Origin of the sequence: Streptomyces coeruleoprunus (assembly GCF_039542925.1) — a bacterium.
Lineage (GTDB): Bacteria > Actinomycetota > Actinomycetes > Streptomycetales > Streptomycetaceae > Streptomyces > Streptomyces coeruleoprunus.
In genome coordinates this window covers 6473229-6493497 of the sequence record NZ_BAABIT010000001.1, presented here as the reverse complement: position 1 = coordinate 6493497, position 20269 = coordinate 6473229, and the positions used below count along the sequence as shown (strand labels likewise).

Genomic DNA, 20269 nt, shown 5'->3' with positions numbered 1-20269 from the left:
GCGCCGGAGCCGCCCGCGCACGCTGCGGGCGAAGGTGATGAGGAGGTTGGTGAGCGTGCCCTGCCGCCGGCCGCAGGACCGATCGACATGCGACCGCAGCGTGGTCCACCGCTGTGGGGGTCACACCTCGGTGCGGCCCCCACCACCGGCGGGCGCAGGGTCAGCGGATGGGCATGCCCGAGAGGGTGCGGGCGATGACGAGGCGCTGGATCTCGCTGGTGCCCTCGAAGATCGTGTAAATGGCGGCGTCGCGGTGCATGCGCTCGACCGGGTACTCGCGGGTGTAGCCATTGCCGCCGAGGATCTGGATGGCCTGGGCCGTCACCTTCTTGGCGACCTCGCTGGCGTACAGCTTCGACATGGAACCCTCGGCGGAGGTGAACGGCTTGCCCGTGGTGGCCATCCACGAGGCGCGCCACACGAGGAGGCGGGCGGCGTCGATCTGGGTGCGCATGTCGGCGAGCTGGAAGGCGACGCCCTGGTTGTCGATGATCGGCCGGCCGAACTGCTGCCGCGTCCTGGCGTAGTCGAGGGCAACCTCGTACGCGGCGCGGGCCGTGCCGACGGCCATGGCGCCGACGGCGGGGCGGGAGGCCTCGAAGGTGGCCATCGCGGCGTTCTTCACGCGCTCGCCGTCCTTCTTGGCCCTCTCACGGGCCCGGGCCAGGCGCTCGTCGAGCTTGTCCTTGCCGCCGAGCAGGCAGGAGCCGGGCACCCGGACGTCCTCCAGCACCACCTCGGCCGTGTGCGAGGCGCGTATGCCGTGCTTCTTGAACTTCTGCCCCTGCGACAGGCCGGGCGTGCCGGGCGGGACGATGAACGAGGCGTGGCCCTTGGAGCCCAGGTCGGGGTCGACGACGGCGACGACGACGTGCACGTTGGCGATGCCGCCGTTGGTGGCCCAGGTCTTGGTGCCGTTGAGCACCCATTCGTCCTTGGCCTCGTCGTAGACCGCGCGCGTGCGCATGGAGGCCACGTCGGAGCCGGCGTCGGGCTCGGAGGAGCAGAACGCCGCGACCTTGACGTCGTCGGCGTCGCCGTACATCTGGGGGATCCAGGTGCCGATCTGCTCCTCGGTGCCGTTGGCGAGGACGCCGACGGCGGCGAGGCCGGTGCCCACGATGGACAGGGCGATGCCGGCGTCGCCCCAGAACAGCTCCTCCATCGCCATGGGGATGCCGAGGCCGGTCGGGTCGAAGAACTGCTGGGCGTAGAAGTCGAGGGAGTAGATGCCGACCTTGGCGGCCTCCTGGATGACCGGCCAGGGCGTCTCCTCACGCTCGTCCCACTCGGCGGCGGCCGGGCGGATCACGTCCTTGGCGAATCCGTGCAGCCAGTCACGGACCTGCTTCTGGTCGTCGTTGAGCTCGAGCGTGAACTCGGCCATGTTCCCTCCCGGCGTGCTTACGCGTGTGTTACTAGCGGTAACCGCAGTCTGTTACCGGTAAGTAGCCGCTGTCAACCGGCAGTGGGTGCAGGCTGGGTGTTACGTTGCGCTGGCCTCAGGAACATCGACGGGCGGGGAGAGACGCTATGGAGACCACACACCGGGCCGACCAGCAGCGGTCGGCGCAGCAGCGGCGACGCGAACTGCTCGAGGCGGCCGACCGCGTGGTCCTGCGGGACGGCCCGCAGGCGTCCATGAACGCGATCGCCGCCGAGGCCGGGATCACGAAGCCGATCCTCTACCGGCACTTCGGCGACAAGGGCGGCCTGTACCGCGCGCTCGCCCAGCGGCACACCGACGCCCTGCTGTCCGCGCTGCGCGCCGCGCTGGACGCGCCGGCCGAGCGCCGGCAGCGGGTGGAGGCCACCCTCGACACGTACCTCGCCGCGATCGAGGCGCGGCCGCAGGTGTACCGGTTCCTGATGCACCCCTCGGAGGACACGGGAGCGACGCTGTCGGAGCAGGGCTTCGACGTCGGCCGGCACTCGGCGCCGCTGCTGCGGCGGATGGGCGAGGAGCTGGCCGAGGTCATCGCCGAGCGCATCGACCTCGGCCCGGGCGGCGACGCGCTGGCCCGGGTGTGGGGCCACGGCATCGTCGGCATGATGCACGCGGCGGGCGACTGGTGGCTCGGCGAACGGCCGTGTTCGCGCGCCGAGTTGGTGTCCGCCCTGGCGGACCTGCTGTGGGGCCGCCTGGCCGGGGCCGACGACCGCGAGGAGGGCCCCGGCTTCTAGCCCGGCCCCGTCGGAACCGAAACCGGGGGCTCCGCCCCCGGACCTCCGTATCGCGCCTGACGGCGCTCGTCCTCAAACGCCGGACGGGCTGAAATCAGCCCCCCGGGCCCAAGGGGCGCGGCGGGCCGCGCGCAGCAGGCGGGTGCGGCGCCAGCCGGTGAGGCGGTCGGGGTAGACCGTGCCGTCGAGGTGGTCGCACTCGTGCTGGAGACAGCGGGCGAAGAAGCCCGTCCCCTCGACCCGCACCGGGGCGCCCGTGACGTCCACGCCCTCCACCACGGCCCGGTCGAACCGCTCCGTGCCGGCCTCCAGGCCCGGCAGCGACAGACAGCCCTCCGGGCCGCGCACGGCGATCCCGTCCGCCTCCACCAGGCGCGGGTTGACGACATGGCCCAGGTGCCGCTCGTCCTCGTCGTCCGGGCAGTCGTACACGAAGACCCGCAGGCCCACGCCGATCTGGTTGGCCGCGAGACCGACGCCGTTCGCCGCGTACATCGTGGCGAACATGTCCTCCACCAGACGGGCCAGGGACGGGCCGAAGTCGCTGACGGTCTCGCAGGGGGCGTGCAGCACCGGGTCGCCGAGCAGGCTCATGGCCCGCACGGCGCCGGAACTGCCGGGGATCGGCCGGTTTCGCATGCCGCCCAGCCTACGTTCGCCGCGCCACCAGCATGTCGGCAGGTGGTGGGGTGCGGGACCCCGAGCGGATCTCGATAGGCTGAGCCCGGACCCACGCTAGGAGGAACAAGGACGATGGCAGGCAACTCGGAGCCGCTGTCGCCGCGCGCCAAGCTGGCCGTGACGGCGGGCAAGGCCGCAGCGGCGGTGTCTCGCGCGGCGGGACGCGGCAGCGGATCGGTGATCGGCGGCCGGGTCGCGCTCAAGCTCGACCCCGACCTGCTGGGGCGGCTCGCGCAGCATCTGGACGTCGTTCTGGTGTCGGCGACCAACGGCAAGACCACCACGACCCGGCTCATCGCCGAGGCGCTGCGCGCCAGCGGCCCGGTCGTCTCCAACGCGCTCGGCGCGAACATGCCCGCGGGCATCACGTCCGCGCTGGCCGGCGGCTCGGACGCCAAGTACGGCGTCATCGAGGTCGACGAGAAGTACCTCGCCGGCGTCGCCCGCGATGTGACGCCCAAGGCCATCGCGCTGCTCAACCTCTCCCGCGACCAGCTCGACCGTGCCGCCGAGACCCGGATGCTCGCCGAGAAGTGGCGCGAGGGCCTGGCCGGTACGAAGGCCGTCGTCGTCGCCAACGCGGACGACCCGCTCGTCGTGTGGGCCGCCTCGTCCTCCCCGAACGTGGTGTGGGTGGCGGCCGGCCAGGAGTGGAAGGACGACGCCTGGTCCTGCCCCGCCTGCGGCGGTGTGATGCAGCGCCCCGGCGAGGACTGGTTCTGCGGCGAGTGCGGCTTCCGCCGCCCCGCGCCGACCTGGGCGCTCAGCGGGGACCACGTCCTGGACCCGCACGGGCAGGCCTGGCCGATCCACCTCCAGCTGCCGGGCCGCGCCAACAAGGCGAACGCCGCCACGTCCGCGGCCGTCGCGGCGGTCTTCGGTGTGCCGCCGCAGGTCGCCCTGGAGCGCATGTACCAGGTGCAGGCCGTGGCCGGCCGCTACGACGTGGTCTCCTTCCAGGGCCGCGACCTGCGGCTGCTGCTGGCGAAGAACCCGGCCGGCTGGCTGGAGACGTTCTCCCTGATCGACGGTCCGCCCGCGCCGGTGATCCTGTCCGTGAACGCCCGCGGCGCCGACGGCACGGACACCTCGTGGCTGTGGGACGTGGACTACCCGCGCCTGGCCGGTCACCCGATCTTTGTGATCGGTGACCGCCGGCTGGACCTCGCGGTCCGGCTGGAGGTCGCGGGCCTGGACTTCCGGGTGTGCGAGACCCTCGACGAGGCGGTGCAGCTGGCCCCGCCGGGGCGGATCGAGCTGATCGCCAACTACACCGCATTCCAGGACGTGCGCCGCCGTGTCGGCAACTGACCCCCGAAGGACAAAGAGCATGAGCGAGAGCAGTCTGCGTCTGGTGTGGGTCTACCCCGACCTGCTCAGCACGTACGGAGACCAGGGCAACGTCCTCGTCGTGGAACGCCGGGCCCGCCAGCGCGGCCTGGACGTCCAGCGCGTCGACGTGCGCAGCGACCAGCCGGTGCCGACGTCCGGCGACATCTACCTGATCGGTGGCGGCGAGGACCGGCCGCAGCGGCTGGCCGCCGAGCGGCTGCGCCGCGACGCCGGACTGATCCGCGCGGCCGAGAACGGCGCGATCATCTTCTCGGTGTGCGCCGGGTACCAGATCCTCGGCCACGAGTTCATCAACGACCTCGGTGAGCGCGAGCCGGGCCTGGGCCTGATCGACGTGATCTCGACCCGCGGCGAGGGCGAGCGCTGCGTCGGCGACGTCCTCGCCGACATCGACCCGCGCCTGGGCCTCCCCCAGCTGACCGGGTTCGAGAACCACCAGGGCATCACCCACCTCGGACCCACGGCCCGCCCGTTCGCCCGGACGGTGTTCGGCAAGGGCAACGGCACCGGCGACGGCACCGAGGGCGCGTACAACGACACGGTGTTCGGCACGTACATGCACGGCCCGGTGATGGCCCGCAACCCGCAGATCGCGGACCTGCTGCTGAAGCTGGCCCTCGATGTGAACGCGCTGCCGCCGGTGGACGACCAGTGGTACGAGGCGCTGCGCGCCGAGCGGATCGCGGCGGCCAGCCAGCCCGCGTGACACGTCTGACGGTGGGTCGGTTTCCCGGCCCACCGTCCTCGTCCCGCCTTGCTCCATCCTTGTCTGTTTCTCCGAAGTCCGTCCAAAGGTCGGACGTCCGGTTCGGCGGTTTCACCCGGCGCCGGTAGGGTGGCGGAGATCCAGCCGGACGACGTGGTCCGGGAGTCGGCCCACGTTGCAAAGGTTCTTGGGCTATGCGCATTGGTGTGCTCACCTCCGGCGGCGACTGCCCCGGTCTGAACGCCGTCATCCGCTCCGTCGTGCACCGCGCCGTCGTCGACCACGGTGACGAGGTCATCGGTTTCCACGACGGGTGGAAGGGCCTCCTGGAGTGCGACTACCGCAAGCTCGACCTCGACGCGGTCGGCGGCATCCTCGCGCAGGGCGGCACCATCCTCGGCTCCTCTCGTGTCCAGCCGGCCCACCTCGTCGACGGGGTGGAGCGCGCCAAGGGGCACGTGGCGGAGCTGGGCCTCGACGCGATCATCCCGATCGGCGGCGAGGGCACGCTGAAGGCGGCGAACCTGCTGTCCCAGGCGGGGCTGCCGATAGTCGGCGTGCCGAAGACCATCGACAACGACATCGCGTCGACCGATGTGACGTTCGGGTTCGACACGGCCGTCGGGGTGGCCACGGAGGCCCTGGACCGGCTGAAGACGACCGCCGAGTCGCACCAGCGGGTGCTCATCGTCGAGGTGATGGGCCGGCACACCGGGTGGATCGCCCTGCACTCCGGCATGGCCGCCGGTGCCCACGCGATCGTCGTGCCGGAGCGGCCCTTCGACATCGACGAGCTGACCGCCCGTGTCGGGGCCCGCTTCGAGGCCGGCAAGAAGTTCGCGATCGTGGTCGTCGCGGAGGGCGCCAAGCCGCGCGCGGGCTCCATGGAGTTCAACGAGGGCGGCAAGGACATCTACGGGCACGAGCGGTTCGCGGGTGTGGCCCAGCAGCTGGCCGGCGAGCTGGAGCAGCGGCTCGGCAAGGAGGCCCGCGCGGTGATCCTGGGCCACGTCCAGCGGGGCGGCACCCCGACCCCGTACGACAGGGTCCTGGCCACCCGGTTCGGCTGGCACGCGGTGGAGGCGGCGCACCGCGGCGAGTTCGGCATGCTGACGGCGCTGCGCGGCACCGACATCGTCATGGTGCCGCTGGCCAAGGCCGTGGAGACGCTGAAGACGGTTCCGGCAGAGCGGTACGCGGAGGCCGAGACCGTCCTGTGACGGCCGCCGCGCGTCGGCGCACCGCCCCCGGTCGCAGCGGCGGCCGGGGGCGGTTCTAGTCTGGGTGCGGCAAGCGGACAACCCAGCACGAATCAGGAGCCGGCGGATGGATCACAGCGGGCACGGCACGACGATGGACCTGCCGCCGTTCACGCTGGAGCGGGGGCTCGCGTTCTCCCCCGACCTGTTCTTCCTCTTCGGCAGCGTGCTGGCGCTCGCCCTGTACGGGTGGGGCGTCGTCCGGCTGCGCAGGCGCGGCGACGGCTGGCCGGTGGGCCGGACCGCGTTCTTCACGGTCGGTGTGCTGAGCGTGGCGCTGGTGATGTGCACCGGGCTCAACGACTACGGCATGGTCATGTTCAGCGTGCACATGGTGCAGCACATGGTGATCAGCATGCTGTCGCCGATCATGCTGCTGCTCGGCGCGCCGGTGACGCTGGCGCTGCGGGCCCTGCCGGTGGCCGCCCGGCGCGGCGGCAAGGGGCCGCGCGAGCTGCTGCTGATGCTGCTGCACAGCCGCTACATGCGGGTCATCACGCACCCCGCGTTCACGATCCCGATGTTCATCGCGAGCCTGTACGGCCTGTACTTCACGCCGCTCTTCGACTTCCTCATGGAGTCCAGGCCGGGGCACATCGCGATGATGGTGCACTTCCTGCTGGTGGGCCTGACCTTCTTCTGGCCGATCATGGGTGTCGACCCGGGCCCGCACCGGCCGGGGTACGTGATGCGGATGCTGGAGCTGTTCGCGGGCATGCCGTTCCACGCGTTCTTCGGCATCGCGCTGATGATGGCCTCCGAGCCCATGGTGAGCGCCTATCTGCACCCTCCGGCGTCGCTCGGCATCGACGCGCTGGCGGACCAGCGGGCGGCCGGCGGCATCGCCTGGGCGTTCAGTGAGATCCCGTCCGTGGTGGTGCTGATCGCGCTGGTCTTCCAGTGGTACCGCTCGGAGGAGCGGGCGGCGCGGCGCAAGGACCGGGCCGCCGACCGGGACGGTGACCAGGAGCTGGAGGCGTACAACGCGTATCTGGCCTCGCTCCAGGCGCGCGGGCGGTAGCGCTCCCGCCCCCGGAGGGGTCACGATGACAGCGTGGCCCCGCGGCCGGGAGGAGGGCGCGATGTCGAGTTCCACGAAGACGATGGGCGCGATCACGATCGGTGCGCTGGTGCTGATCACGGCGTACACGGTGGCCCTCGGTGGTAACGGCTGGTTGTGGTTCGCCTGGATCGTCCTGGGCCTGGTGACGCTGGGGATGGCCTCGACGCGGGACACCTGAGGCCGGTGCGGAAGGTTCCTCGTGGTGCGGCAACCCTTTCCGGGGTGGCGGCGACCACCGGGGGAAAGCATCCCCCCACCCACGAGGGACCACATGACTTCAGAGACTCCGCCTCGTGCCCGGCACCGCCGCCGCCTCACCCGACGCCGTACGGTGGTCGGCGGCCTCGCCGCGCTCGGTGTGACCGCCGCGGCCGTCGTCACCAACGGCATGCTGACCTCCGCCGGCGCGGCCGCCGCCTGGCCGAAGCCGACGGAGAACAAGCCGGTCACGAAGACCATCGAGGTCTCCGGCACGTACGACGGAAAGCTCCGGCGGTTCCACGGCAGCGGCGACCTGGGCGACGGCGGGCAGGGCGAGAACCAGTCGCCGCTGTTCGCCCTCGAGGACGGCGCCGTGCTCAAGAACGTGATCATCGGCTCGCCCGCGGCCGACGGCATCCACTGCCTGGGCAGCTGCACGCTGCAGAACGTCTGGTGGGAGGACGTCGGCGAGGACGCCGCGTCGTTCAAGGGCACCTCGCCGTCGGCCGTCTACACGGTGTACGGCGGCGGTGCGCGGAAGGCCTCGGACAAGGTCTTCCAGTTCAACGGCGCGGGCAAGCTGGTGATCAGCAAGTTCCAGGTGTCCGACTTCGGCAAGCTGGTGCGCAGCTGCGGCAACTGCAAGAAGCAGTACAGGCGCAGCATCATCGTCAACGACGTGGACATCACCGCACCCGGCAAGCAGCTGGTCGGGATCAACGTCAACTACGGTGACACCGCCGCGCTGCGCAACGTCCGGATCCACGGCGACAGCAGCAAGAAGATCAAGCCGTGCGTCCGGTACGAGGGCAACAGCACGGGCAAGGAGCCCAAGGAGGTGGGCAGCGGACCGGACGGCACGTACTGCCGGTACAGCGCTGCCGACATCGCGTACAACTGACCCTCCGGCCAGGGTCCTTCGCCGTCCGCCGGGTCTTCGGGCAGTCGTCCGGGGCGCTCGGCGGGCGGCGCTCGCGTATGCGCCGGTGGCCTCGCCCGGCAGCCGTACGCCCGCGCACTTCCATTGATCATATGACTAATGCGTGTCCTGCTTTCGGGGGAACGCGGTCCGGACATCAAAGATGACGGATCGCCCGAAACCGCCGAGACCGCCCCGAGGGGCGGGCCGCGAGGAGGCCGCATGCTGGAGGTCGAGCGTCTGCTCGCCGACTGCCTGCACGACGCACGGACCGAGCGCCTGGGCAGTGTGCCGCTGGTGCCGGAGGGTGCCGCGTACGCCGCGGCCCGCCGCGCCTTCCTGGCGGCGGGGCTGCGGGCGCTGCGCGGCGACCGGCCGGAGACCGGGTGGGTGCAGCTCAACGTGGCACCCGGTGGCGCCGAGGCGTGGCCCGCGCTCTACCAGCGCCTGGACGACACGGCCCGGGACCTCATGGGCTCGGGGGCGGCCCAGGACTTCTTCTTCATGCACAAGCCGCCGGGGCTGCGGGTGCGCTTCAGGGCGCCGGACGCCGCGCTCGCGGGGGCACTGCGGGAGGAGCTCGTACGGCGCCTGGCCCCGGCGCCGGACGGGGCGTGGGCGGCGCCGTGGCCCGCGGTGTACGAACCGGAGACGTACCTCTTCGGCGGCGCGCGCTCCATGGTCTCGGTGCACCGGCTGTTCACGGTCGACTCGCTGGCCTGGCTCGACCACCACACCGCCACCGGCCCGACGCCCGACTGGCGCGTGTCGCTGTCCCTGCTGCACGCGGTCCTCGACGGCCTCGGCATCGTCGGCTGGGAGCACCGGGGCGTGTGGCAGGCCGTACGGGAGGAGACCGGGCGCCGCCTGATCGGCGGGTTGCGGGGCGCGGAGCGGGAGCGGGCGGCGGCCGGGGTGCGCGCGTTCTGGGAGCTGCCGGAGGGGGCGCGGCTCGACGCCGCTGTCCCGGAGTCGCGACGCGCCGGCCTGGCGGTCCGTCAGGCGGCCCTGCGGGACGCGGCCCGCCGGTGGCGCGCCGACTACTTCGAGACGGGCGAGGCGGTCCTCGGGCCGCGCCGGGCCGCCGCCCACTATGTGATCTTCCACTGGAACCGGGGCCGGTTCTCGGCCGCGCGGCAGAGCCTGCTCACCGAGGCGCTGGCCGCCGACACGGGAAGGCCCTGACGTGGCGCCCGGGAGGATCGGCGCGGTGGCTCTGCTGCGCATCGCCGGCATGCCGTGCGACCGGTGGACCGAGGCCGGGTCCCCCGCCCTGTTCGCGCGGGTCGTCCGGCACGCCGACGCCGCCGGTCTGCGCGCCGCCCGGGCCCGTGCGCTCGCCGAGCGGCTCGGCGCCGAGGTGGTGCCCAGCCCCCTCCTGGCGGGCACCGCCCGGCGCGCCGTCCTGGCGCTGCGGCGCAGGCTGCACGCCGGGGCAGCGCCGGACGTGGCGGACTGCCGCCTGCTGGACCGGTCCCCCGCCGTACCGCCGGACCTGGCGGCCGAGGCCCGGGCACTGCGGGAGGCGGACGTGGCGGCCGCGGCGGAGGGCCTGGCCCTGGAGCGCGCGCTCGCCGACGAGCAGGTACGGGTGGCGGCCCGGGGCTGGGAGACCGCCCGGACGAGCCCGCTGATGCGCGCGTTCCTCGACAGCGCGGCCCCGGGCCTCGCCGAGGACGTGGAGCGCCGGCTCGCGGAGGGCGGCTCCTGGCACGACAAGCAGCTGCGCAAGCGCGCGGCCTACCTGTGGCGCGTGCTCGCCCGCGCGGCCGCGAAGACGACCCCGCGGGGCTGGGCGGGGCAGCTGGCGGCGATCGACGTGGGCGAGGACTCCACGGGCGCGGCAGGAGCGAGCGTCCCGCTGTGGGTACCGTCGCCGCTCACGGCGGAGGCGGGGGCGGACGGTGGGGGTGCGTCACGACTCGGGTCGGGACCGGGGGCGGACGGCCGGGGGGCGTCTCCGATCGCGGCGGAGGCAGGGGCGGACGGCGGTGGTGGGTCGCGGCCCGCGGCCGACCCGGCGGCGGACGGCGATCGTCCGTCGTGGCTCGCGGCCGGCTCGGCGGCGGACGGCCGCGGCACGTCGTGGCCCGTGCCCGGCGCGGCGGCGAACGGCGATCGTCCGTCGTGGCTCGCGACCGACCCGGCGGCGGACGGCAGTGGTGCGTCGTGGCCCGTGCCCGACCCGGCGGCGGACGGCCGCGGTACATCGTGGCCCGTGCCCGGCGCGGGGGCGGACGGCGGCCACCCGTCCAGGCCCGTGCCCGGCGCGAGGGCGGACGGCGACGGTGCGTGGTTGGTCGGGTCCGGGGCGTGGGTGGGGGCCGTGGCGGCCGGGGCCGTGGAGAACGTGCATCTGGTGCGGGCCCGGGCCGGGGTCGTCGATCTGCGGGAGGCCGGTCCGGACACGCTGCTGGTGCCGGCGCCGTTGCACTTCACGGAGCCGGGCGCGGTGCGGTGCTGGGTGGTGGAGCCGCACGCGCCCGGCCGGCTCCGGCAGGTGGTGCTGCGGCGCACCGCGGCCCTGCAGCGGGTCCTCGCCCTGTGCGCCGAGGGTCCGGTGGCGCTCGGCGACCTGGAGAAGGCGCTGTCGGCCACTGCCTCCGGGGCCGCGCCGCAGGACCCCGCCGTGCTGCGCGGCTTCCTGCGGCACCTGGCCGCGAGGGGCGTCCTCCAGGTGTGCGCGGCGCCCCGGCAGCGGTACACGGCCTGGGCGGAGCCCGGGGTGGTGACCACCCCGCAGGCGCTGCCCCGGCCGGTGGGCGCCGAGGACGGCGACCCCGCCGGGTGGTTCCTGGACTCGTACCGGCGGCTCGACGCCACGGTCCCGGCCGGCGCGGCCGAGCGGGTGGAGCGCGGGCTGCGGATCGCCGCCCGGATGGCGGCCCTGCGCGATACGGCCGCCACCTCCGCGTGGCCGCCCGCCGAGGTTCTGGCGGGTCTCACCGACGAGCCGCGCCCGGTCAGCGAACTGCTGGCCGAGCGTCTGGCCCGCGCGGACGGCGCACAGCCCGGCGGGGCCGCCCGTCACCGGTACGCGGGCTGGCCGGCCGCCGCCGACCCCGGTTCCGGGTACGCGGCGATGCTCGCCCACCTGGCGGCCCACGCGCACGAGGACGGGGTCGACGTGGACGACGCGCTGCTGGACGCCTGGGGCGCGCCGCCCGCCGACGAGGCCCTGCCGCCGTGGCCGCGCGACTGTCTGCTGCGGCCCCTGCCGGGGCCCGGTCCGCTCGCCGTCCTGGAGACGGCGTCCGCCGCCGGGGTGCTCGACGCGCGTTTCGCGGACGGGCTGCGGACGCTGTGCGGCACGTACGGCGGCGCGGACGCGTACCGGGCGTTCCTGGCCTCCGTGGAGCGCGAGGCCGGGGTGCGGTTCGTGGAGCTGCTGGTGCCGCCGCTCGGCGAGCGGGCGGCCAACGCCGTACGACGGCCCGTCACCACCGCCTGGTGGACGGGTGATCCGGACCCGGCGCCGTACTACGGAGGGGACGGCGGCCGGGCCCGGTACCTGCCGCTGGACCGGATCACCCTGCGCCGCGCGTGCGGCCGCGTCGTCGCCGAGGCCGACGGCCGGCGGGTGCTCCCGGTGCACCACGCGACCCGTACGCCCGCCCCGCCGTACGACGTGCTGCTGCGGCTCCTGCTGGCGGCCGGCCCGCCGCCCACGCGCTCGTACGTGCGTCTCGACGGCCCGGCCGCCGCGCTGCCCGGTCTCGCGCGGGTGCCGCGCGTCACCGTGGGCGGCGAGCTGGTGGTCGCCCCGGCCACCTGGCGGGTGAGCCGCTCGCGGCTGTGGCACGCCGGCGACCCTCCCCTGGCGAAGGTGCGCACGCTGGCCCTGCTGCGCCGGTCCGCGGGGCTGCCCCGGTACGCCTTCGTCCGTACCGGGGCGGAAGCGAAGCCGGTGCCGGTGGACCTGGCGTCGGTGACCGCGATCGGCCTCGTGGAACGGCTCTGCGCCCAGCAGGCCGGCGGTGAGCTGCTGGTCGAGGAGATGCTGCCCGGCCCCGGCGACCTGGTCCTGCGCGACGCCCTGCACGGCGGCGCGCCGGTCGCCGCCCAGGTGCTGCTGCGCCTGCCCCACGGCCCGGCGGCGGAGCGGCTGGCGGCGCGGGCCGCCGCCGGACTCGCGCCCGTCGCGGCCGCCCCAGACGTCCCCGGCCGTCGGCCCCCACGCGGGCGGACCGCCGGGGCGGCCATCACCTCCTGAGACCGCTCAGGAACGAGGAGAAAGGTTAGGAACGTGCCCGAGACCCTGGAGTTCACCGACCTCGACACCCTGATCGACGACCTGGACGAGCGCATCAGCGAGACCGAACTGCCCTCGGCGCACGTCGCGTCGATGGACTGCAGCCAGCTCTGCACCGTCATCGTCTGCGGCACGGTCGTCGTCTGCTGAGACGCACGCCCGCGCTGTACACGCACGAAGGAGCCGCCCGGTCCGTCCGGGCGGCTCCGCCACGCCCGAGGAGCACCGTGCCCGACACTCCCGCCCCCACCGCGGATCCCGCCCCCGCACTCGGCCTCGCCGTCCGCCTCCTGACCGCCTGGGCCACCGAACCGGCCCTCCGTACCGCGCCCGCCGCGCTTCCGTCGGACCCCGGCATCCCCGCCCTGGCCCATGTCGTCGCCGGCTACGGCGTGCCCGAGGCCACCGGGGCGGCGGCCCGGGCGGTGGCCGTGTGGGCGGGCGCGGCCGGGCGGGGCCCCGCGCACACGGGCCTGTACGACGGCGGGCTGTCCGGCACGCTCGTCGGGCTGCGCCTCGGCGCCCTGCTCCACCCGCCGCTGCACCGGGCCGCCGACCGCCTGGGCGACCGGCTCGTCGAGGGGGCCGGGGCGCGGAGGTGGCGGCGCGAAGGGGTGCGGCTGGCCGACTACGACCTGATCACCGGCCCGTCCGGCATGCTGCTCGCGCTGTGCGCCGTGGGCGGGGACGTCCCCGCCGGCCCCCGACTGGAGCCGTTCACGGCGCAGTTGGGCGCGCTGTGCGATGGCGACGACCTGGGGCGGCTGCGGACGGACGGCTATACGGCCCACCCCCACCTGTCCTGGCTGCAGGGCCGGATCAACACGGGCATGGGCCACGGCGTCGCGGGCCTGGTCGCCGCGCTCACCGCGGCCCTGCGTCGCACGGGCCCGGAGCCCACGACGGCCGCCGCGCTGGGCCGGGCGGCCGGCTGGCTGGCCGGGCAGTCGTACGTGGACGAGCGGGGGCTGCGCACCTGGCCGGGCGCGGCGACGGCCGGGCCGCCTCCGCCCGTGGCGGCCCCGCGTCAGGCCTGGTGCTACGGGACGCCCGGTGTGGCGTGGGCGCTGTGGGACGCGGCGGACGTGCTGGGCGACCGTGCGGCGGCCGAGGCGGCGGCGGACGCGTTCACGACGGTCGCCGAGCGGTACGACGAGGGCTTCCACCTGTCCGGGGACCGGCCCGGCGACCTGCTGGGGCTGTGCCACGGCGCGGCCGGGGTGCTGGCCCTGGCCGAGGCCTTCGAGCGGTACGCGCGGCTTCCGGCGGCCGGCGCGCTGCGGGCCCGGCTCGTACGGCGGCTGGAGGACGGGCTGGGCCGCGCGGGGGTGAGGGAGGGCTGGGGCCCGGACCTGCTGACGGGCGCCGCAGGGGCGCTGGCCGGGCTGCTGACGGCCGGGTACGGGGGGTCGCGCGCCTGGCTGCCGTGCCTCGGGCTGCGCTGAACGGGGCGTCGTGCGGCGGACCCCGGCCGGACTGAGTACATGTACGGATGAAAGGCCGTGCGCGGGCCGGGAAGATGAACCGGAGAAAGCTTTCGGCCGCGGATGACCGGCAGTGGGGAGCGACACCGTGTTCTACTACCTGCTCAAGCATGTGTTCCTCGGACCTCTGCTGCGGCTGCTGTTCCGGCCGAGGACGGAGGGCCTGGAGCACATCCCGGAGAGCGGCGCGGCCATCGTGGCGGGCAACCACCTGTCGTTCTCGGACCACTTCCTGATGCCGGCCGTGCTGAAGCGGCGCATCACCTTCCTCGCCAAGCAGGAGTACTTCACGGGCCCCGGCATCAAGGGCCGCCTGACCGCGGCGTTCTTCCGGAGCGCGGGGCAGATCCCCGTCGACCGGTCCGGCAAGGACGCCGGGCAGGCGGCCATCCGGGAGGGACTCGGGGTGCTGGAGCGGGGCGAGCTGCTGGGGATCTACCCGGAGGGCACCCGCTCGCACGACGGGCGGCTGTACAAGGGCAAGGTCGGCGTGGCGGTGATGGCCATCAGAGCGGGGGTGCCGGTGATCCCCTGCGCCATGGTCGGCACGTTCGAGATCCAGCCGCCCGGCAAGGTCGTGCCGAAGATCAAGCGGGTCACGATCCGTTTCGGCAGGCCGCTGGACTTCTCGCGGTACGCGGGCATGGAGCATGAGAAGGCGGTGCTGCGCGCGGTGACCGACGAGATCATGTACGAGATCCTCGCGCTGTCGGGGCAGGAGTACGTCGACGACTACGCGGCCAGGGTGAAGGCGGCGGCCGAGGCGGCGGAGCCCCACCGGACGCTGCCGTGGCGGCGCCGCTGAGGGGCACCGCCACAGCCGGGGACGGGTCCCCCGTCAGGCGGCCAGGTCGCGGACGGCCGGGACGGCGGCGCCCGCCGGAGCCAGCTCCGCGAGCGCGTCGTCCAGGACGCGGCGCAGCCGCAGGGCGTCCGGGGCCACGGCGGTGACCAGGGCGGCGGGTCCCGCGAGCGGCGTGACCACCGCGGTGTCCCCGAGGGCCCGGGCCGCCACGGGCCGGTCCCCGAACCGGGCGTCCACGACGAGGAGTTGCCCCACCGCGCGGTGCCCGGCCAGGACGGCCGCGCCGTCCCAGCCGCCGGGGGCGCCGGGCCCGCAGGACAGCTCCTGGTCGAGGAGCGGGCGGCCGGCGCGGTGGACGGTGAGCCGCGTCGTGAGCGTGCCCGGCACCTCGCCGTACCGGCCGAGGATCTGCTCCTCGCGCAGCACGAGCCGGGCCGTCGCGGCCAGTTCGACGACGGTCCGCATGCGCAGCGCCGAGCCGTGCGCGGCGATCAGCTGCTCGGGCAGCCAGCGCAGCTCCGCGTCGTCGCCGACGGTGAGCCGTACGTCGTAGTGGGCGGGGCCGTCCCCGGCGCGCCCGGGCAGGGCCACGGTGGCCGCGGCCGAGTCGACCGTGAGCCGGGCCCCGTCCCGTACCGTCGCCTCCAGGGCCAGCCGGTCGCCGCCGAGGGGGGCGCTCATCGCGCCGACGACGGTGACCCGGGCGTGCGGGTGCGGCCCGGTGGCCCGGGTGCGGCGCAGGGCGAGCGGTCCGTCGCTCTCCAGGACGGGCAGGGTGCCGTTCCGCTCGGCGACGATCCGGGCGGTGGCGTGGACGCTCATGCGGCGGCCCGCGCCGTCCAGTCGGCGAGCCGGTCGCGCACCCAGGCGACGACGGGCGCGACGCCGTTCTCGGCGGTGAGCGAGGTGAAGGCGACGGGCAGGTCGCCGCGCTGCTCCTGCGCGTCGCGTGCCATGCGCTCCAGGTCGGAGCCGACGTACGGGGCGAGGTCGGTCTTGTTGACGACGAGCAGGTCGGCGGTGGTGACGCCGGGTCCGCCCTTGCGGGGGATGTCGTCGCCGCCCGCCACGTCGATGACGAAGATCTGGGCGTCCACGAGGCCCTTGGAGAAGGTCGCGGTGAGGTTGTCGCCGCCGGATTCGACGAGGATCAGGTCGAGCGGTCCCACGGTGTGCTCCAGGTCCTCGACGGCTTCGAGGTTGGCGGAGATGTCGTCGCGGATCGCGGTGTGCGGGCAGGCGCCGGTCTCGACGGCCTGGATGCGCTCGGGCGGCAGGACCGCGTTGCGCAGCAGGAACTCGGCGTCCTCGCGGGTGTAGATGTCGTTGGTGACGACGGCCAGGGAGAGCTCGTCGCGCAGGGCGCGGCAGAGCGCGGCGACGGTCGCGGTCTTGCCGGACCCCACGGGGCCGCCGAGGCCGATGCGCAGGGCGCGGCGGGTGCCGTCGGGGCCTACGGCGTCGGCGCTGAGGGCGGCGGGGGCCTCGTGGTCGTGGGAGTGGTCGAGGTGCATGGTGCGGCTCCGGTGTTCGGCTGTGGTGCGGGTCAGGAAGCGAAGAGGCGGACGGGCCAGGCGGCGTGCTGCTCGGCGGTGATGTCGAGCAGCGGGGCGGACGCGGCGGGCAGGGCGTCGGTGCCCCGGCGGGCCGCGGCCGTGGCGCGGGCGGCGACGTCGTCCATGTCGGGGGCGAGGCGGGCGAGGACGGCGGTGGCCTCGTACGGGTCGAGGCTGAGCAGCCGTACGGCCGCGGTGGCGGGGCCGCTGACACTCTCGTACGCGGCGCAGTGCGCGGCGTCCTCGGGGCCGAGGCCGGCGGCGCGGGCGGTGGCACCGAGGACGACGGGCTGGTGGGCGCCGCGCGGGAACGCCTCGGCCAGCGCGTCCAGTTCGGCGCAGGGCCAGGTGGCGCGGGCGGCCCGCATCAGCTGCCGGCCGAGCCTGCGGGTGGCGGCCCGCAGGGCGGGCGACGGCGTGCGGGCGTCGGCGGCGGCGTCGAGCGCCACGGGGTCGGCGCCGAGGGCGGCGGCCGCGGCGAGCCCCGCCGAGGTGAGCCCGGTCGTGTGGAGGCGGCCGCGGCAGAAGCCCTCCAGGTCGCGGGCGTCGCGGATGCGGCCGGCCCGGACGGCGGGTTCGGCGCCGCCGGAGTGGGCGTGCCCGCCGGCGGGGAAGCGCCCGTCGGCGAGCACGAGGAGCGCGGCGCGGCTCATGGTGTGGTCCCTTCTCGGGTCTCAGAAGAGGAAGTACCGCTGCGCCATGGGCAGTTCGGTGGCGGGGGCCGGTTCGACCGGGTCGCCGTCGATGGTCACGGCGAAGCTGTCGGGGTCGACCTCGACCCGGGGCAGGGCCGCGTTCTCGCGCATGTCGGCCTTGGTGAGTCCACGGGTGTTGCCGGTGGCGACGAACCGCTTGCCGAGGCCGAGGCGGCCGGGCAGGGTGTCGTCGATGGCGGCCTGCGAGACGAAGTTGACGGAGTTCGTCGCCGGGGCGCGGCCGTGGGCGCCGAACATGGGCCGGGGCAGCACGGGCTGCGGGGTGGGGATGGAGGCGTTGGCGTCGCCCATCTGCGCGTAGGCGATCTGGCCGCCCTTGAGGACGAGTTCGGGCTTGACGCCGAAGAAGGCCGGGTTCCACAGGACGAGGTCGGCGAGTTTGCCGGTCTCGACGGAGCCGATCTCGTGGTCGATGCCCTGCGCGACGGCCGGGTTGATCGTGTACTTGGCGACGTAGCGGCGGGCGCGGTGGTTGTCGGCGCGGCCGTCGCCGGGGAGGGCGCCGCGGCGCCTCTTCATCACGTGGGCGGTCTGCCAGGTCCGCAGGACGACCTCGCCGATGCGGCCCATGGCCTGGGAGTCGGAGGAGATGATCGAGATGGCGCCGAGGTCGTGGAGGATGTCCTCGGCGGCGATGGTGGTGGGCCGGATCCGGGACTCGGCGAAGGCCAGGTCCTCGGGGACGGCCGGGTTGAGGTGGTGGCAGACCATCAGCATGTCGAGGTGTTCCTCGAGGGTGTTGACGGTGTGCGGCCGGGTGGGGTTGGTGGAGCTGGGAAGGACGTAGGGCTCGGAGACCACGGTGATGATGTCGGGCGCGTGGCCGCCGCCCGCGCCCTCGGTGTGGTACGCGTGGAGCGTGCGGCCGGCGATGGCGGCGAGGGTGTCGCCGACGAATCCGGCCTCGTTGAGCGTGTCGGTGTGGATGGCGAGCTGGGCGCCGGTCTCGTCGCAGACGCCCAGGCAGGCGTCGATCGCGGCCGGGGTGGCTCCCCAGTCCTCGTGGATCTTGAAGCCGAGTGCACCGCCGCGCAGTTGGGAGCGCATGGCCTCGCGCGAGACGGTGTTGCCCTTGCCGAGCAGGCCGATGTTGACGGGGAACCCGTCCAGCGCCTCGAACATGCGGGCCAGGTGCCAGGGGCCGGGTGTGACGGTGGTGGCCTTGCTGCCCTCGGCGGGGCCCGTGCCGCCGCCGACGAGGGTGGTGATGCCGGACGACAGGGCCTGGTCGATCAGCGTGGGCGAGATGAAGTGGACGTGGGCGTCCACGCCTCCGGCGGTGAGGATCCTGCCGTTGCCGGCGATGATCTCCGTTTCGGGGCCGATGACCAGATCGGGGTGGACGGCGTCCATCGTGTCGGGGTTGCCGGCCTTGCCGATGCCGGTGATGCGGCCGTCGCGGATGCCGACGTCGGCCTTGACGATCCCCCAGTGGTCGATGATCACGACTCCGGTGATCACCGTGTCGGGGGCGCCCTCGGCGCGGCTCGTACGGGCCTGGCCCATCGACTCGCGGATGACCTTCCCGCCGCCGAACACGGCCTCGTCGCCGGCGCGTCCGGGGCCGCCGGAGCGGTCCTCCTCGATCTCCACGAGGAGGTCGGTGTCGGCGAGGCGGATACGGTCGCCGGTGGTGGGGCCGAACAGGTCGGCGTAGACGGCCCGGTCGATCAGGGCGCGGCTGCGGTCAGTCATCGAGGGCACCTCCGGTCTCGCCGCGCAGCCCGGGCACGAGCCGTGCTCCGGCGAGCGGTACGAGTTCGACGTCGACCGGGATGCCGGGCTCGAAGCGCACGGCCGTACCGGCAGCGATGTTGAGCCGCAGGCCGTGTGCGGCGCGGCGGTCGAAGTCGAGGCCCGGGTTGGCCTCGGCGAAGTGGTAGTGGGAGCCGACCTGGACGGGCCGGTCGGCGGCGTTGAGCACGGTGAGACGGGTCACCGGGCGGCCCTCGTTGAGGGCCACGGGCTCGTCGGCGTACAGGATCTCCCCGGGGATCATCGGCGCGCCCCCGTCAGACGATCGGGTCGTGGACGGTGACGAGCTTGGTGCCGTCCGGGAAGGTCGCCTCGACCTGGACGTCGTGGATCATCTCGGGGATGCCGTCCATGACGTCGTCGCGGCTGAGCACCTTCCGCCCGGACGCCATGAGTTCGGCGACCGTGCGGCCGTCGCGCGCGCCCTCCAGGATGTGCGAGGTGATGAGGGCGACCGCTTCGGGGTGATTCAGTCTCACCCCGCGGGCCCGGCGCTTCTCCGCCACGTCGGCGGCCACATGGATGAGCAGACGCTCCTGCTCGTGCGGGGTCAGTTGCACGTTCCACCTCACAGTTCCCGCCCGGCGTGGTCCCGGGCGCAGCGGGACCCTATCCGGCTTCAACACTCTGTTGACCTGCGGGAACGAGTGTGGCGAAGAGATATTTCCAATCCGCGCAGAAGTTTTTCCGGGAGGTTAACTGCTGCTTGGTGAATCCATGGGGGAGGTCATGGACATCAGCCCGCGCAGCCCGTCCTGGAGGACCGACACGGGGGCGGCGCCGAAGAGGGCCTGCTGGACGGCGAAGCCCTGCGCGGCGGCGACCATCGTGCGGGCGACGTGCTCGGCGGGGATGTCCCGGCGCATCAGCCCGGCCTCCTGGTAGGCCTCGACGACGCCGATCCAGGCCTGCCGGACGCGCGCGTACCCGGTGCGCATGACGGCGGACAGCCTTTCGTTGCGCAGCGTCTCGGTCCAGACCTGCACCATCAGCCGCGGGAAGCCCTCCTCTCCCTCGTACGACAGCCCGGTGCGCTCGGTGAGGACCTGGGTCATGACCTGGCCGACCAGGACGTCCGGCGGCGGGGGCGGGCTCTTCGCCGCGGCCTCCTCGAAGGCGGTGCGGACGGTGTCGAGGACCTCGTTGACGATGGCCTCGATCAGCTCCTCCTTGCCGCGGAAGTAGCGGTAGACGGCGCCGGCCGAGAGGTCGGCCTCGCGCAGGACGTCCTGCATGGACGTGGCGTGGAAACCGTTGCGGGCGAAGCAGCGGGCGGCGCCGTCGAGGATCTGGCGGCGGCGGGCGTCGAGGTGCTCCTGGGAAACGCGGGCCATG

General features: G+C 74.2%; 21 protein-coding genes. 12 read left to right on the top strand and 9 right to left on the bottom strand.

The genetic code is table 11. From position 1 onward, the window contains the following. Positions 1 to 160 precede the first annotated feature (160 nt). Positions 161 to 1387 (bottom strand): acyl-CoA dehydrogenase family protein, encoded by a 1227-nt coding sequence (locus ABEB09_RS29185; protein WP_345692897.1) that lies wholly within the window; start codon positions 1385 to 1387, stop codon positions 161 to 163. A gap of 146 nt (positions 1388 to 1533) precedes the next feature. Here ABEB09_RS29185 and ABEB09_RS29180 point away from each other — a divergent pair, with 146 nt between their 5' ends. Then, positions 1534 to 2184 (top strand): TetR/AcrR family transcriptional regulator, encoded by a 651-nt coding sequence (locus ABEB09_RS29180; RefSeq protein WP_345692896.1) that lies wholly within the window; start codon positions 1534 to 1536, stop codon positions 2182 to 2184. Positions 2185 to 2256: 72 nt separating this feature from the next. Here the strand turns inward: ABEB09_RS29180 and def are convergent, their stop codons facing one another. Then, entirely contained in the window at positions 2257 to 2823 is a 567-nt protein-coding gene (gene def, locus ABEB09_RS29175) for a peptide deformylase (RefSeq protein ID WP_345692895.1), read from the bottom strand. 114 nt (positions 2824 to 2937) lie between these two features. On the opposite strand from def, the gene ABEB09_RS29170 reads away from it, so the two are divergent. From ABEB09_RS29170 to ABEB09_RS29120, 11 genes are all read left to right on the top strand, one after another. Continuing rightward, positions 2938 to 4176, top strand: a complete 1239-nt coding sequence (locus tag ABEB09_RS29170; RefSeq protein ID WP_345692894.1) for a MurT ligase domain-containing protein — start codon at positions 2938 to 2940, stop codon at positions 4174 to 4176. A gap of 19 nt (positions 4177 to 4195) precedes the next feature. Then, positions 4196 to 4924, top strand: coding sequence for a type 1 glutamine amidotransferase (locus tag ABEB09_RS29165; RefSeq protein ID WP_345692893.1), 729 nt, complete (start codon positions 4196 to 4198; stop codon positions 4922 to 4924). A 194-nt stretch (positions 4925 to 5118) separates the two neighbouring features. After that, a complete protein-coding gene (locus tag ABEB09_RS29160) occupies positions 5119 to 6144 on the top strand; it encodes a 6-phosphofructokinase (protein ID WP_345692892.1) in 1026 nt (341 codons plus the stop codon). 106 nt (positions 6145 to 6250) lie between these two features. Beyond that, the gene (locus ABEB09_RS29155; RefSeq protein ID WP_345692891.1) at positions 6251 to 7204 is read left to right on the top strand and encodes a cytochrome c oxidase assembly protein; all 954 of its coding nucleotides are present in this window, start codon (positions 6251 to 6253) and stop codon (positions 7202 to 7204) included. Positions 7205 to 7265: 61 nt separating this feature from the next. Further along, positions 7266 to 7424 (top strand): hypothetical protein, encoded by a 159-nt coding sequence (locus tag ABEB09_RS29150; protein WP_345692890.1) that lies wholly within the window; start codon positions 7266 to 7268, stop codon positions 7422 to 7424. 93 nt (positions 7425 to 7517) lie between these two features. Beyond that, positions 7518 to 8348, top strand: a complete 831-nt coding sequence (locus tag ABEB09_RS29145) for a pectate lyase (RefSeq protein ID WP_345692889.1) — start codon at positions 7518 to 7520, stop codon at positions 8346 to 8348. Between the two features lie 240 nt (positions 8349 to 8588). Next, positions 8589 to 9551, top strand: coding sequence for a thiopeptide-type bacteriocin biosynthesis protein (locus ABEB09_RS29140; RefSeq protein ID WP_345692888.1), 963 nt, complete (start codon positions 8589 to 8591; stop codon positions 9549 to 9551). Positions 9552 to 9576: 25 nt separating this feature from the next. Further along, positions 9577 to 12579 (top strand): lantibiotic dehydratase, encoded by a 3003-nt coding sequence (locus ABEB09_RS29135; protein WP_345692887.1) that lies wholly within the window; start codon positions 9577 to 9579, stop codon positions 12577 to 12579. 33 nt (positions 12580 to 12612) lie between these two features. Continuing rightward, on the top strand, positions 12613 to 12768 hold the full coding sequence (locus ABEB09_RS29130; protein ID WP_345692886.1) for a hypothetical protein: 156 nt from the start codon (positions 12613 to 12615) through the stop codon (positions 12766 to 12768). A gap of 77 nt (positions 12769 to 12845) precedes the next feature. Further along, on the top strand, positions 12846 to 14063 hold the full coding sequence (locus ABEB09_RS29125; RefSeq protein WP_345692885.1) for a lanthionine synthetase LanC family protein: 1218 nt from the start codon (positions 12846 to 12848) through the stop codon (positions 14061 to 14063). A gap of 127 nt (positions 14064 to 14190) precedes the next feature. Further along, complete coding sequence (locus ABEB09_RS29120) at positions 14191 to 14907, top strand: lysophospholipid acyltransferase family protein (protein WP_345694124.1); 717 nt, start codon at positions 14191 to 14193, stop codon at positions 14905 to 14907. Between the two features lie 33 nt (positions 14908 to 14940). Here ABEB09_RS29120 and ABEB09_RS29115 read toward each other — a convergent pair whose 3' ends face one another. The 7 genes from ABEB09_RS29115 to ABEB09_RS29085 form a co-directional block, all read right to left on the bottom strand. Beyond that, positions 14941 to 15729, bottom strand: a complete 789-nt coding sequence (locus ABEB09_RS29115; protein WP_345692884.1) for an urease accessory protein UreD — start codon at positions 15727 to 15729, stop codon at positions 14941 to 14943. Beyond that, positions 15726 to 16421 carry an urease accessory protein UreG gene (gene ureG, locus ABEB09_RS29110; protein WP_345692883.1) on the bottom strand — a complete coding sequence of 232 codons (696 nt, stop codon included), beginning with the start codon at positions 16419 to 16421 and terminating at the stop codon, positions 15726 to 15728. Before ureG ends, ABEB09_RS29115 begins: the two co-directional genes overlap by 4 nt. Positions 16422 to 16453: 32 nt before the next feature. Continuing rightward, positions 16454 to 17116, bottom strand: a complete 663-nt coding sequence (locus ABEB09_RS29105) for an urease accessory protein UreF (protein WP_345692882.1) — start codon at positions 17114 to 17116, stop codon at positions 16454 to 16456. Positions 17117 to 17137: 21 nt separating this feature from the next. Further along, complete coding sequence (locus ABEB09_RS29100) at positions 17138 to 18874, bottom strand: urease subunit alpha (RefSeq protein WP_345692881.1); 1737 nt, start codon at positions 18872 to 18874, stop codon at positions 17138 to 17140. Then, the gene (locus tag ABEB09_RS29095; RefSeq protein WP_345692880.1) at positions 18867 to 19178 is read right to left on the bottom strand and encodes an urease subunit beta; all 312 of its coding nucleotides are present in this window, start codon (positions 19176 to 19178) and stop codon (positions 18867 to 18869) included. Before ABEB09_RS29095 ends, ABEB09_RS29100 begins: the two co-directional genes overlap by 8 nt. A 13-nt stretch (positions 19179 to 19191) precedes the next feature. Beyond that, a complete protein-coding gene (locus tag ABEB09_RS29090; RefSeq protein ID WP_073755663.1) occupies positions 19192 to 19494 on the bottom strand; it encodes an urease subunit gamma in 303 nt (100 codons plus the stop codon). A 135-nt stretch (positions 19495 to 19629) separates the two neighbouring features. After that, entirely contained in the window at positions 19630 to 20268 is a 639-nt protein-coding gene (locus tag ABEB09_RS29085; RefSeq protein ID WP_345692879.1) for a TetR/AcrR family transcriptional regulator, read from the bottom strand. Position 20269 lies beyond the last annotated feature (1 nt).